Genomic DNA, 13,591 nt, shown 5'->3' with positions numbered 1-13,591 from the left:
TATCGCTGTCCTGCTCGCTGGTCAGCGTCAGGTTACGCCCGACGTCCATTGTCACCTGATGGCTCAGGGGCTGATTCGGACATTCCGCATCCCGCCATCTGTTACAAGTTCTACTGCCTGGATGCCGATCCGGATCCGGGTGACGCCGGACTGCATCATCATCACCGCCCAGAACACCCGCGAACTGTGGGGCTGCGCCGAAGGGCTGAGTGTCGCAGGCGTCAACAGGCCGAAGATGATCCAGTGGGTCAAGGCATTTCCGGGGGGCTGAATGACACCGGCGATCTGCCGGTGTACAAGCGCGGGAACAGGCATTTTGGGTAAGGCTGACGGCTGATAAAAGGATCCCGGCATGGCGATCGGGATCTTTAACCTTATCTCTTATTTTCTGGATTAATATATAAATACCTATTATCTATTTCTAAATTTAACTCATTTGCAATATTGATAACTTGATTGTATTCATCTTTTGTTATAACCACGTCATAATCAGCAATATGATCACATAGTGTTTCAAACGCTAAGATACTTTCTGAATGATCTATATACTCTAAATCAAAATCAATGATTGAAGCATCTATTCGATCTTTTAGCCCTTCACCTAACATTCTAATTCTATTATTAATACTCATACTGTATATCCTTTATTTCACTGGCTTTAATGTAGGTGGTACTAATCCAGCATCCGGGAATGCTGTAATAACCTTACCATTCGCTGGTTCATATACAACCCGGACACGCACATTATCGCGAGTTTCCCACGCCACCCATCTGGATGGTCTACCCGCTTTAGTATAAAGCCCACCGGTACCCGTTTGTGCATACCACATGGTATCAGGAGATGTCGCTATGTCACCGACAGCATGAACGATTTTATTTGCTGACCAGGTTGGTGGAAAAATAGTTTCCCCCGGATTACCGGGATACATATGACCACCAGTGGTTAGGCTCTCACCATATAAAATATGTTGCCTCGCCTCTGGCGAAAGAATATCAACATACTTCAGGTTTTCAGGGCTAATTTTAAACATGTCTACCGGGAATATATTCTTCCCTGTGGAACGGCTGCTTTCTTGTAAACTTATTATGCTCTCTGGCGAGAAAATCCCTGTATCTGTCTTTTTAATAACACTCTGGCCAGCAACACTCCCAAAAATCGCGGCACTGCCGAGACCGACATTTAAAGTTCCTTCACCATATTGACCATCAATTAGCTGCCCAATACCTGTACCTGTCTGATAAGCACCTCCGGCAGCTAAAGTCGCGCGAGCAGCTGTTCCTACTCCACCAGGCAGGGCCAACAGCGCATCGGTTCCCATCGCGGCCTGACTGGATTGTACCGAATACATTTTCAGATAACCCAGTGCTTCATAATAACTACTGGTATCTCCGCCGCCGCCGGGATACCCCGGACTTGGTTTTAAGGCCGGTTCACCGCTGAGTAACGAGTTTACTAACTGTTGTGCTTTCTCCGGGCTAAGTCCGTAGCTGTTCTGTAGCTCATAACCATAGACATTCAGGTAGGCCGCAAGCTGTTGACGCTCAGATTCCGTCATCGACTGTGGGTCTGTCTGGAATTTACCCAGCAGTTCGTCGCTGTGACGGTCAATATTGTTTTGCCGGACGATTTCTTTTGAGGCTGCCAGCAGGTCTTTACCGTTCTGCTGGTTTTCAACGGCTTTGTCCAGTTTCTCTCGGCTCTCCGGCCCCAAGAAGTTATTCTCCACCGCGTTCTTCCCGGCCTGCGCACCCGCCACCGCATCCGCGCTGCTGCCTCCGCTAAGTCCCCCCATCAGTCCCGCCGCCAGCGTGCTCAGCGCGCTTATCGTCGACTTCTGCTCATCCGACAGCTCTTCTGTCTTAACGTCCGGATAATATTCCGCCGCTATCCAGCGTCCCAGCAGCTCGCCGCTCACCGCGCCCGCGGCTCCCGCCAGCGCGCTGTTATTTCCCGATGCCGCCGCTATCGCTCCCCACACCGCATGCGCCATCGCATTGGCTTCCACATTCACCTTACCCGTCGCGCTGTCCGTCGTCTGGCTGTGAATGATTTCCGCCACATACGGACTCACTGCCCCGCTCGCCGCCTGCGCCACCTTCTGGTACTTTCCGCCCGTATCGTAGTTTATTATATGGATAGGATCGCGGCACTGGCGCCGGGATCTTTTTAAATAGCTATATTAGTGGATATTAAATCGATGTTTAATCCATAAACCAATGACTATTACCCCGCTAACAAACGAGCCAATTTTTATACTCAAAAACAAATAATTAATAACTGAAACATTAATAGTTCCTGTTTCGAAATAAAAAATAATTGGCTTAATAAAAAGTGCAAGAAATGAACTCAAGCTCATGATTATCATCAGAACAGTGAAAACAGTGAGCCAACGGTAAAAATCATTTTTCATTTTCAGTTCTCTTCCACAAATTATTAGTAGTTTTAGAGCCACCTTGTCCTGTTGCTTCTGTAATGATTGATGATATAGCGTTCCCAGATATTCCAGGTATCGGTGATAAAGGTAATGGTTTGCTTATTCCCATCTCCAAATTAACCCACTCGTAATTTTTCCATGCAGGATTAACCCATTTATCTAATGAAATTTTGGCAACTTTACCTATTCCATAACCGATACCCGAAGCGGCACCACTTATTACGCCACCTTTAAATGGATCATCACCGTTCAGATAGCTGGATGTTGCACCACCTGCCGCATTCCAGCCCACGGTTCCCCAGGCTCCCGTATTTGCAGTAAATGCTCCAACATACGTCGCAATGAGCACATCCGTTGGATTAACTTCTCCATTAATAAGATACTGGATACCAGCATTTGCCGTTCCGCCTATCGCGCCAGTAATCTGCATTCCTCCCGGCAGATAGATTAGCCCCGCTGAAGCCAACGCACCTGCATAAGCTTTATTCTCAGCAATTCCTCGCTGGCAGGCTTCACCAGACGGGTTATCTGCGCATGAGAGAACATCTGCGCCATGCTCTCTGGCTTTCTCACCCTGGCTCCATTCGTTCCCACCCATCAGGTTATTCTCCACCGCATTCTTCCCGGCCTGCGCACCCGCCACCGCATCCGCGCTGCTGCCTCCGCTAAGTCCCCCCATCAGTCCCGCCGCCAGCGTACTCAGCGCGCTTATCGTCGACTTCTGCTCATCCGACAGCTCTTCTGTCTTAACATCCGGATAGTATTCCGCCGCTATCCAGCGCCCCAGCAGCTCGCCGCTCACCGCGCCCGCGGCTCCCGCCAGCGCGCTGTTATTTCCCGATGCCGCCGCTATCGCTCCCCACACCGCGTGCGCCATCGCATTGGCTTCCACATTCACCTTACCCGTCGCGCTGTCCGTCGTCTGGCTGTGAATGATTTCCGCTACATACGGACTCACTGCCCCGCTCGCCGCCTGCGCCACCTTCTGATACTTTCCGCCCGTATCGGCGGTTCACTGATAACTAAGAGCGAATGTAAGCATTTGGGTAAAACCGACGACTGAAAACACTACCCGTCTGTATTTCATAAGAACCTGGTTCAAGTTATAACTGACTAAAACCCCTTTACTTTAATAAGTTTGGATAAAATGATCCCACAACCCAATACCCCACCTCCAACCCCACCAATTTTCAAACCCTTTAATATTTCAGAACATTCTGTCTCAATGTATCCATACGCCAAATATTTAATAAACAGTAAAAGAAAATATGATACTTCAGCTATTATAACTCCGGAAAACATAGAAACAGCTATGATAAAGAAAGCAAAAAACAATGACTTCATCATTTCCCGCCATTAGAGTATTTATCTTCAATTATTTTTTTCATTTCAGTTCCTGTCATCTCTGATGTAATAGATGAACCCATATTACTAGTAGAGGTTGGTATTCTACTTGGTAACATTTCCTTAGATAGACCAAGTTGACCTTTGATTTCAGTGTATTTGAGCCAGTTGTGATCAAACTTGGGATCCCAGCCTCCTGTTATCCACTTTCCCGCTGAATTTACAGAGGGCTTCAAGATATACTTACCAACCCCATATCCTAATCCCGAGCCAACACTACTTGTTATAGCCCCAACGATGGGGTCATCCCCTTTAATATAACTTGATGTCGCTCCACCTGCCGCATTCCATCCCACAGTTCCTAACCAACCAGTTTTTGAGGTTGCTGCTCCAACCCAAGTCGCTATCAACGCATCTGTGTAATTCACTTCACGAGTCGTGGCATATTGTATTGCAGTATTGGCTCCGCCACCGATGGCTGCTGTTATCAGAGCCCCCTTCGGCAATATACCTAACCCAACAGTACCTGCCAGATGGGCTGATACTACTGCATTCCCTTTTGCCACATTTTCTGCAAGTTTTCCTTTACAGTCTGTATCGCAGTCTGGCGTCTGGCTGAACCAGAACCCGAGGTTTGTTCCAGCACTCGCTCCGAAAGCATTATTCTCCACCGCATTCTTCCCGGCCTGCGCACCCGCCACCGCATCCGCGCTGCTGCCTCCGCTAAGTCCCCCCATCAGTCCCGCCGCCAGCGTACTCAGCGCGCTTATCGTCGACTTCTGCTCTTCCGACAGCTCTTCTGTCTTAACATCCGGATAGTATTCCGCCGCTATCCAGCGCCCCAGCAGCTCGCCGCTCACCGCGCCCGCGGCTCCCGCCAGCGCGCTGTTATTTCCCGATGCCGCCGCTATCGCTCCCCACACCGCGTGCGCCATCGCATTGGCTTCCACATTCACCTTACCCGTCGCGCTGTCCGTCGTCTGGCTGTGAATGATTTCCGCCACATACGGACTCACTGCCCCGCTCGCCGCCTGCGCCAGGTTGCCCCCCGCCAGCCCCTGCATCGCCGCCGTTACCGCCTGCGCCACCTTCTGGTACTTTCCGCCCGTATCGTAGTCCGCCGTCGCCGTCCGGCTCACCTGCGCGCTGATTTGCTCCTCGCTCGGACTGCCATTCCCTCCCGCTACCAGCTTCGCCCGCGCCGCTGCCCGCGCCGCCGGGTCGCTCTGCGCCGCCTGCGCGTTCAGCTTGCCCTGCGTCACCAGCACATCACTCACCTGGCGCCCGATTTCACCTATCTTCTGCGCCGTCGCCAGCCGGTTCTGCTCTTTCTCCTTATCAAATATCGGACTCAGCGTCTGGTTCGCATGCGCCGCATCCCGGCTTAACCCCGTCACGTCCTGCTGCTGATTCGCACCGTCGCGGATAACGATACTGCCCTCGCTCACCGCCGCCCGCGTCAGCGAACTGTCGCTGCCGCTGCCGTTCGCCCCCATCAGCAGACCGCTGGCCGCATTCCCGAGAAACTGCCCCGCCACGCTACCGCTCGTGCTCACTCCCGCGCTCTGCTGCTCCACGCTGTACTCGGCATAGTTTTTAATATCCCGGAAACCCAGCGTCCCGGTATCCAGCCGGTTCAGCTCCGCCGCCGCCGTGCTCGCCAGCACGCTGCCATTCAGCTGCGTATGCCCGCCCACCTTCACATCAAAACCACCCTCACCGGCAAAAATCCCCGTCTGCGCCTCCACCGACGCCCAGGTGCTGTGCATTTTGCTCTGGCTCAGGTTAAGAGACCCCGAACCGCCGCCCATGCTGCCGCTCGCCCCCACGCTGCCGCTACGCTGCTTCGAATCGTAGTTATCGCTGTCCTGCTCGCTGGTCAGCGTCAGGTTACGCCCGACGTCCATTGTCACCTGATGACCGCTCACCTGCGCCCCGGTCAGCGTCGTATCGCGACCGCTGACGATAGTCACCCGCTCACCGGCGCTGAGGGTCGTTTCGTTATGCGTCAGGCTGTTGCCCTTCTCGTGGCCCTTCCCGGCGTTGGCGCTGGCGCTGACCGTCAGCCCGTTCGCGCCCTGACCGAAGTTAATACCGACGCCAAACGAACTCCCATGGCTCTCGTTTTTACCGCTCAGGGTGCTGGCGTTCTCCGCAGAGAATAAATTCACATCGCGCGCGGCATTGAGCAACGCGCTGCCGCCGGCCTGCAGCTGGCTGCCCTCAACGTTGATATCCGTCTCCGTGGCGATAATGCTGAGATTGTTGCCGGCCATCAGGCTGCTGCCGCGGCTGGTGTTCTGCGTTTGTCGCTGAGTGGATTTCGAGGACTGGCTACCCCAGGAAAGGTTGATCCCTATCATGCTCTCCGGACTGGAATCCGCAGTCTGCATCTGCGATGCCTGATACGCCTGTACGCCCGATAATGCCGACTGCAGCCCGCTCAGCGCGGCGAGACGGCCATTGCTCTCGGTGCTGGCCTGGTTGGCGCTGGAAACCGCGGTATTAATGGCGCTGCCCACCATCCCGGATAACGCCAGCGTCAGGCCGCTGGTTTTCTGCTCCACGGTATGGGTCTGGGTACTCTGGTTTTCCGCTGCCAGAATATTTACGGTTTTACCGGTCAACGCCATATTGTTGCCGGCCACCAGGTCAGATCCCTGAACCGTCAACACATTGCCGGCGCTCAGGCTCAAGTTGCCCTGTGAGCTTCCGACGGTACTGGCGGCGCTACTCAGCGCCGTCGTTACATCGGTGGCTTTCAGCGACGAACTGCCGACGCTGAAGCCAACACCGCCGGTGCCGGAAAAGCCGCTATGTTTCTCTTTACGTAGATGGTTTTCCTGGCGACTTTCCTCGGCGGTGGTGATGGTCAGGTTACGCCCCGCCACAAGGTTGACGTCCTGGGTGCCGGCAACACTGCTGCCGGACACCAGCAGGTCGCGCCCGGCCTGCATCACAATACTGTCACCGCTAAAATTGCTGCCGATGGCGTTCTGTGCCCACACTTCATCGTGAGTGGTGAGCGAGCGGCGAGCCAGCAGGCCGCTGCTGCTTTGATGACTGTTTTCCGTCAGGTGCCATGAGGACTCGCCGCTGCTGAGGTTAATATCATTGCCGGCGGCAACCGTCAGGCTGCTGGTCGCCGTCACGCTGGCGGCGCGGGCATTAATATCGTGGCCGGCGGACAGCGCCACCGCGCCGCCGTTAATTTGCGTGCCGATATCGCTACGCTGGGTCAAGGAACGATCGTTGCCTTTCCCCCAGCTTCCGCTTTCGCTATGGGTGGTGGCGAGCGTCTGCAGGTTGAGATCGTTGCCGGCGATAATCTGCGTCTGGCTGCCCGCCGCGCTGTTACTCACCATGCTTGCCGTCAGATTAATGTTATGTAACGCCTGCAGCCCCAGCTGGCCGTTTTCCTTCTGAACATAAATCCCCGCAGGCCGATCGAGGCTGATGTTATCTGGGCCTCCGCCGAGGGTGCTGGCGCTGTTGATATCACGCCCGGCTTGCGCGATCAGGCTATCGCCGCCCTGCAGCGTTCCGCCAATATTGTTGATATCAGTACGCGCGTTTAGCGTGAGCTGGTTGCCGCCGATATAGCCGCTGTTATGAATGTTTTCCGCGGTTAGCTGCGTCACGCCGCGGCTTTGGATGTGCCCGCTGTTGGTCACATCACGGCTCACGCTGAACGCCACGTTTTCACCGCCAAGCAACGCGCCGCTGCCATCGAGATCGCCCGCTTTAACCCGCGCGTAAACCTGCGGCACCAGCACCTGCTGCACGGAGCCATCCGTTAGCGTGACCTCTCTGGCGACCAGCCAGACCATATCGCTGGTCAGCAGCGCCATCTGCGCTGGCGTCAGCGCCACCCCGACCGTCAGGTTGTACTGTTTGGCGAAGGCGACGCCCGCGTCCATCAGCGCCCGATACTGCTCTTCATCGTTACTGTAGCCCTGCAGGTAGCGCCCGCCGCTCAGCTTAACGATCTGCTCACGCACCAGCCGCTGTTCGTAATAGCCGTCGCCAAGCCGCTTCATCGCCTGATCAACGCCCAGCTGATTTTGCATGTAGTCGCTGGCGAGCCACGCTTTACCGTTGGTAAAACGCGGATCGGTTTCCACCAGATAGCCTGCTTTAGCCTGCGGGTCGATCTGATACAGACTGCTGACAGGAAGCCGGGTATCCGGCGTGACGACGCGAATAACCGTTCCGTCAGCGTTAACCGGCGTCACTTCCACCAGTCGTCCGGCGGGTATTTCGCCTGTTTCATCGGCGCGATCGCGCGGATTAATCACACCGCTATGGCCATCAATTTGGGTATTGCCCTGCCACTTCATGGTTTGCAAATCGATGGTCTGAACCGTCGGCGTCGGTTCATATTCGCTGCTTTTTTTCCCCTGGCTGGTTTTGGTGCCGCCAAACGGGCGGCTGGTCTTTTTCTCATACCAACGGGTCTGGGTGCCGACGTCGGTGGTCACCCGTTTACCGGTCGTGGCGACGTTGTTTAGTTCGCCAATCACGCCACCGAGCGCTCCTCCGGCGATAATCTGGCTATCGTAGTTATTCAGCTTATCGCTGTTGATGATGAGCTGGCCGCCGGAGAGGATTTTGCCAGGATCGCTTTCCACCACCTGCGTTTCCACAACGGTACGCTGGTACTGGTATTCATAGAACTCATCGCCGCGGCTACCGTCCGGCATGATGGCGTCGTGAACGCCGTATTTATTTTTATGGCTGGTATCGACCAGCGACCAGTCGAAGCGCTGTACCGATCCTTTCAGCGCCGCTTCATGGCGCCATGACTGCTCGACCATCACATCTTTCGTCACCAGATGGTCGTTGTAGTTATTGATTTGTTGGATATCGAGCGCCATATCACCGGCGGACTCAAGCGTTGCGCTGTGGTTATTAAACACTCCCGCCCGGCCGCTGAGCGAACCGTCTTCGGCAAGCTGGCCGCCAATAGCGAGCGTACCGTCGCTGTAGATTAGCGCGTGATCCTGGTTATTGAGCGTGCCGACGCCCATTGCCAGTGATGCCCGTGCGGCAATCGTCGCCGCCACGCCGTTCTCCGCGGCGTTAGTCAGCGTTGCCGCCTGCAGCGCGACGGCGTCGCCGTACAGGCGCCCGCTGCCGATATTGGTTAACGTCGTGGCGACAATATGGGTTAAACCACCGTCAATCAGCCCCCGATTGACCAACTCGCCGCTGACCGTCAAATGGTTCTCGCCAGCGCTGATTTCACCTTCCTGACGGTTATCCAGCTTTGCCGCATAGATATTGAGCGCCCGGCCGGCGCTGATAACCCCCTGATTAATCAGTCCCAGTCCGGAGAGATTCCACTGCAGGTTGCCGTTGGCGATGATCCTCCCGGCGTTATGAAACGCCTGACGCAACGTGAGCGACATATCGCCCTGAGAGAGCACCTCGCCATCGCCGCTGAGGGAATCGGCATCGAGGCTAAGTTTGCTCGCGGCAAGTAACATTCCGCCCGTATTAGCCAACGCCAGGTTGACGCCTGCTATTTCCAGAGCGGCGGCGGAGACGATCTGCCCCTGCCGGTTATCCAGCCCCCGGTTGTGGATGGTAATATTGAGATTACCGCCGGACTGCAGTTCTCCCTGCCGGTTATCAACGGTGGCGCTCTGAATACCCAGGGCATCAAAGGCGGTAATAGTGCCCTGCTGGTTATCCAGTAAACCGCTCGTCGTCAGGTTGACGCTGCCCCGCTGCGCCGTGCCTATCTGCCCGTGACGATTAGTAAGATTTTCAGCCTGGAGTTGGATATCGCCGCTGGCGATGATATTCCCCTGCGAGTTATCCACCCCATGGCGCGCAGTGAGCTGAATGTCGCCCTGCGCCGCGCTGATTTTTCCGTCATGGTTGGTCAGATTGTCGGCATCAAGCTTGATATTGCCATTTGCGGCAAGAACGCCTTCGCGGTTATCCAGCCCTCCTTCAGCGCTCATGGCCAGGTCGCCCTGCGCCGCAATCAATTGCCCCTGCTGGTTCCGAAGGCTGGCCACTTGTAGAGAAAGGCTGCCGCCAGCAACGATATTCCCTTGCGAATTTTCCAGCTCGTGACGCGTAGTGAGCTGAGCATTGCCCTGCGTCGTGCTGATTTTACCGCTGCGATTATTAATGTTATCGGAGTGCAAAACGATATTGCCGTTAGCGGCAATAGTGCCTTCGCCATTGTCCAGCGCGCCTTCGCTGGTAATAGACATGCCGCTGCTGCCGGTATGCAGCAGCGTTCCGTTTTGATTGAGCAACTGGCTGGTGCTGAGCGTCAAAGCATGGCTGTTGCTGGCAATCTCACCGCCGCGGTTATCCAATCCCGCACGAAAATCAAGGCGTAGATCGTCCTCGCCCGTCTGCTGGATTACGCCCTGTTGGTTATCCAGCGCCATTGCTTTCAGCTCAAGCTGGCTGGCCGTCAACAGGCCACTGTGGTTGTTGAGTTTGCCGCTGGTGGCCAACTGCAGTTTTTCGCTGGCCGCCACCACCGCATCTCGGGTGGTGATATCGCCGGACACGGCGCTGACCACGATCCGCGCCCCCGAGGTTCGACTGTTATCAAGATCCACCGTCCTGCCCTGCGCCGTCAGCGTTCCTGCCGCCATATTGCGGCCATTCAGCGCCAGCGAGCTCTGGCTATTCAGCGTCAGCGCGCCGCTGCTGGCGGTAGAACCATCGCTATTTAATCCGGCGGCGAGCGTACTGTTTTGCGCGCTACGCAAAGCGTTGGCGGCAATCCGCGTATCGCCTTGCGCGGCGATCATGCCGTCATTGGTTAGCGTCGCGCTGGCCGTCACCACGCTATCTTTTCCGGCGTACAGCTGCCCCTGGTTGTGAAGATCGCCCTTAACGGACAGTTGCAGATTCTGCGCGGACTGAATCACGCCGCTGTTGCTGAGCGAGCCATCAGCGCTGATTGCTACATCCCCCGCCGCCGCGCCGATATTGCCGGCATTGTGAACGCCTACGCCGCGCTCGGTACCGACAAGACGAATTTTATGGGCGTACATCCCGCCCAGGGCGCTGACGTCTATCGCCACCGCAGGCAGCGCACTGCCGTCGGCTGATTTTGCCGTCGTTCGGCTGTGCGCCGCATCGATCTGATTACGCCCTGCGGTGACCTTTAGCTCCTGCGCCCAAACCCCGGCGTTGATTTTCACCGCGCGGGCGAGCAGGTCTGTGCTGTCTACCGAGCTCGCATCAAGGCCGCCGCCCTGTACGATAATTTCGCCGCGATTGACATCATAACCGCTAATCTGCCCGTTACCGTACTGCACCTGGCCTGTCGTCAGCGTCGCGCGGTTGGCATTGATGAACCCGCAGCCGTCGCAGCTAATTCCGGCAGGGTTAGCGATAACCACCTGCGCTTTTTGTCCGGCAACCTCGATATAGCCATTCAGCCGGCTCGGATCGCGGGTATTCACCTCGTTGAGGATCACTCTGGCTTCCCCTTTCGCCAGATTCGGATTGCCGGCGACCATCCCGGCCAGTTGGGTTGAAGTGTTAGCGTGGCTGTTATTCAGCACCACGCCGCGCCCATCGACATCAAACTGGCTGTAGACGTTGCGTGAAACGCCTGCGCCGCTCGGTGTCTGAATATTGACCTGCGGCGTGCCATTGGCGCTATTGGCGATCTGCGGTTGCTGGCCGCCGGGCGCATGGTTATCGGCGACAATCGCCGCCTGAGCCGGAGTGAGACAGGAAAAAGCGAGCAGAAAGCTAAAGGCCAGCGGCGCCAGGGTGGACGTCAGCGTCGACCCGGTTCGCGCGTCGGCGCCGGATTGCGGCGACACGCCAGCCCGATGAGAGCGGGTCGTTTCCGCCACCACCATCAGCATCCCGCGAGCCTTATTAAATACGATTCGATAAAAGCGTTTATTCATTGCCGTTACTCGTCATCCGTTGTCCACCGCGGCGCGGAAGATCGTCCATGTGCGCAGCACGCGCCGCCGGGCGGCGCGTGAGTAAAGTCAGTAGCTCCAGCTGACGCTGAAACCAAACGTCGCCGGGTCGGTTTTAAAGCCATCGGGTTTGGCTAAAGGGATACCGGCGAACAGGTCGTAGCTGGCGCGCTGGTACTGGCCGCGCAGCCCTGCCACGCCCCCGGCGAGGTGTTTGCCCACCAGCGTTTCACTGCCTGCGCCGCCGACTTCGCCGTAATCCGCCCCCAGATAAAACTCCTGCCCCGGCAACGGAGTCGACCAGGCGATATCGTTACGTACATACCAGCCGTGACTGGCGGTCAGGGTGCGCTCGCCGTCAAAGCCGCGTACCGTCCAGCGGTTGCCGATGGAAAACATATCCGGCGAAGTCAGCGGCGTGCTGCTCATCTGCCGCTGATAGCGGCTGGTAAAGCGAAAATTTTGCCCGCCCAGGGCAAAAGGCAAATTGAGCTGAGCATTGAATTGCAGGATTTTGCTGAGGGCGGTTGCTTCTCCCCACTGCTCTTCCGGCGCGGGCTGAGCGCCAAACCAGCGGGTACCGCGCTGATAGCTCGCTCCGGCATCGAGAGTGGCGTTGCCCAGGTAATGGCGATGCTGCAGACCAAGCTTCCAGGCCGCCGTCTGCCGCCGCTGAACGGCAATCTCGGTGTCGTTAATGAAGTTGCGCTGCTCGCGGGCTAACACATCGGCGCTAAGCGTGGTCTTCTGACTACCGCTACGGTGCAGTACGCGGCTCATCTGGAAATCAACGTTCTTGCTTTTACCGCTGTACTGGTAATCGCCGTTGGCCCCCGCCACGGTTTGCACATAATCGTACTGGCTGGCGGTTAATCCGAGCTGCCAGTAACCCAGCGGAATCGAATAGTGGCCGGTCAGGTTCTTTGAGGATTTACCGCCGTTGCCGTCGAGGTTATGTGAGCCGGAAAGGTAAAAAAGATCGCTTAAGGCTAGCGGGTTATCCAGTGACAGCGTCAGGTTCCCCTGATAGCGGCCGGTGGCATTAGAGCCGGAATCATCGAGCGAGGCGTCGACGCGCCAGAAGCGTTCCTGTCGGCGGTTAATGACAATATCGCTTTGCCCAGGCGTTTCGCCCGGAACAATTTCCATGCTGGCCTGTACCGTCGGCAGGCGCTGCAAGTTTTCCAGCCCCTGTTCAATATCGCGCAGATCCAGTAGTTTCCCGTCAGTCGCCGGAAACGCGCTCGCCAGCCACAGATAATCATCGCTGTCCTCCGTAAGTCTGGCTTCACGGATATAACCCGGCATCACCACCAGGCGCAAAACACCGCTTTTTAAATCCTGCTGCGGGGCAAGGATCCGGCTGGTGATATAACCGCGATCGATTAATATATTCTGCAACTGGGCCATCAGTAGATTAATGCCCTTCCCTCCCAGACAACGCCCAATCGCTTTATTTGTCTGGCGCTGGAGCGGAAGCCAATGCGGTAAGGCTTCAGCGCCCTGCAAAATAACCTGAGAAATAGCAAAGCAAGGTTGTTCCACGGGAAATAAACCATCATCGGTATTTATTTCTTCCGCTGATAAATGAATATCCGGTGACGGCGGCGCGAGCTGGTTTTCCAGCGCCTGCTGGCGCTGCTGCTGATTGATGAACTGCTGTTCACGTACGGTATCCACAGGCGCGGCGTAAACCCAAACAGGTAGCACAGAGATAATAAAAACTTTATGAATTAAGTTCCATTTATTCATTATTATTAAAGCCAAAACCATCCATGTTGGATACAACGAAAAGTTATAGCCTTTAAATACATTCAAACGTGTATAAATATCAACTCATATTAACAAGGCAATCACCGCAACAATAATTCAGCGGAAATTTCATCAATG

The 13,591-nt window shown here is 55.7% G+C and carries 7 protein-coding genes; 1 reads left to right on the top strand and 6 read right to left on the bottom strand.

All coding sequences use genetic code 11. The annotated features are described in order from the left end of the window. A partial coding sequence (locus ABLU80_RS17710; RefSeq protein ID WP_348850267.1) for a hypothetical protein occupies nucleotides 1-271 on the top strand: 271 nt, incomplete at its 5' end. 103 nt (nucleotides 272-374) lie between these two features. Here the strand turns inward: ABLU80_RS17710 and ABLU80_RS17705 are convergent. The 6 genes from ABLU80_RS17705 to ABLU80_RS17680 all read right to left on the bottom strand — a co-directional run bounded on the left by ABLU80_RS17705 (nucleotide 375) and on the right by ABLU80_RS17680 (nucleotide 13,453). Further along, on the bottom strand, nucleotides 375-632 hold the full coding sequence (locus ABLU80_RS17705) for a MafI family immunity protein (RefSeq protein ID WP_047080516.1): 258 nt from the start codon (nucleotides 630-632) through the stop codon (nucleotides 375-377). Nucleotides 633-644: 12 nt separating this feature from the next. Beyond that, nucleotides 645-2,060, bottom strand: a complete 1,416-nt coding sequence (locus ABLU80_RS17700) for a VENN motif pre-toxin domain-containing protein (RefSeq protein WP_348850265.1) — start codon at nucleotides 2,058-2,060, stop codon at nucleotides 645-647. A gap of 340 nt (nucleotides 2,061-2,400) precedes the next feature. Then, nucleotides 2,401-3,393 carry a VENN motif pre-toxin domain-containing protein gene (locus ABLU80_RS17695; protein ID WP_348850264.1) on the bottom strand — a complete coding sequence of 331 codons (993 nt, stop codon included), beginning with the start codon at nucleotides 3,391-3,393 and terminating at the stop codon, nucleotides 2,401-2,403. 155 nt (nucleotides 3,394-3,548) lie between these two features. Then, nucleotides 3,549-3,782 (bottom strand): hypothetical protein, encoded by a 234-nt coding sequence (locus ABLU80_RS17690; RefSeq protein ID WP_225526391.1) that lies wholly within the window; start codon nucleotides 3,780-3,782, stop codon nucleotides 3,549-3,551. Next, entirely contained in the window at nucleotides 3,779-11,683 is a 7,905-nt protein-coding gene (locus tag ABLU80_RS17685) for a hemagglutinin repeat-containing protein (protein WP_348850263.1), read from the bottom strand. The genes ABLU80_RS17690 and ABLU80_RS17685 overlap by 4 nt, the downstream gene beginning before the upstream one ends. Before the next feature lie 87 nt (nucleotides 11,684-11,770). Then, nucleotides 11,771-13,453 (bottom strand): ShlB/FhaC/HecB family hemolysin secretion/activation protein, encoded by a 1,683-nt coding sequence (locus ABLU80_RS17680; RefSeq protein ID WP_047080317.1) that lies wholly within the window; start codon nucleotides 13,451-13,453, stop codon nucleotides 11,771-11,773. Between the last annotated feature and the right edge of the window lie 138 nt (nucleotides 13,454-13,591).

The organism is Klebsiella sp. CN_Kp104 (genome assembly GCF_040064515.1).
Classification (GTDB): Bacteria; Pseudomonadota; Gammaproteobacteria; order Enterobacterales; family Enterobacteriaceae; genus Klebsiella; species Klebsiella aerogenes.
The sequence above is the reverse complement of the archived record's forward strand: the minus strand, read 5'-3'. Positions and strand labels throughout refer to the sequence as shown.

Excerpts from the sequence above, each read along its gene's own strand:
- ABLU80_RS17685 (WP_348850263.1), bottom strand. The coding sequence starts at position 11,683 with ATGAATAAACGCTTTTATCGAATCGTATTTAATAAGGCTCGCGGGATG.
- ABLU80_RS17680 (WP_047080317.1), bottom strand. The coding sequence starts at position 13,453 with ATGAATAAATGGAACTTAATTCATAAAGTTTTTATTATCTCTGTGCTA.
- ABLU80_RS17705 (WP_047080516.1), bottom strand. The coding sequence starts at position 632 with ATGAGTATTAATAATAGAATTAGAATGTTAGGTGAAGGGCTAAAAGAT.
- ABLU80_RS17690 (WP_225526391.1), bottom strand. The coding sequence starts at position 3,782 with ATGATGAAGTCATTGTTTTTTGCTTTCTTTATCATAGCTGTTTCTATG.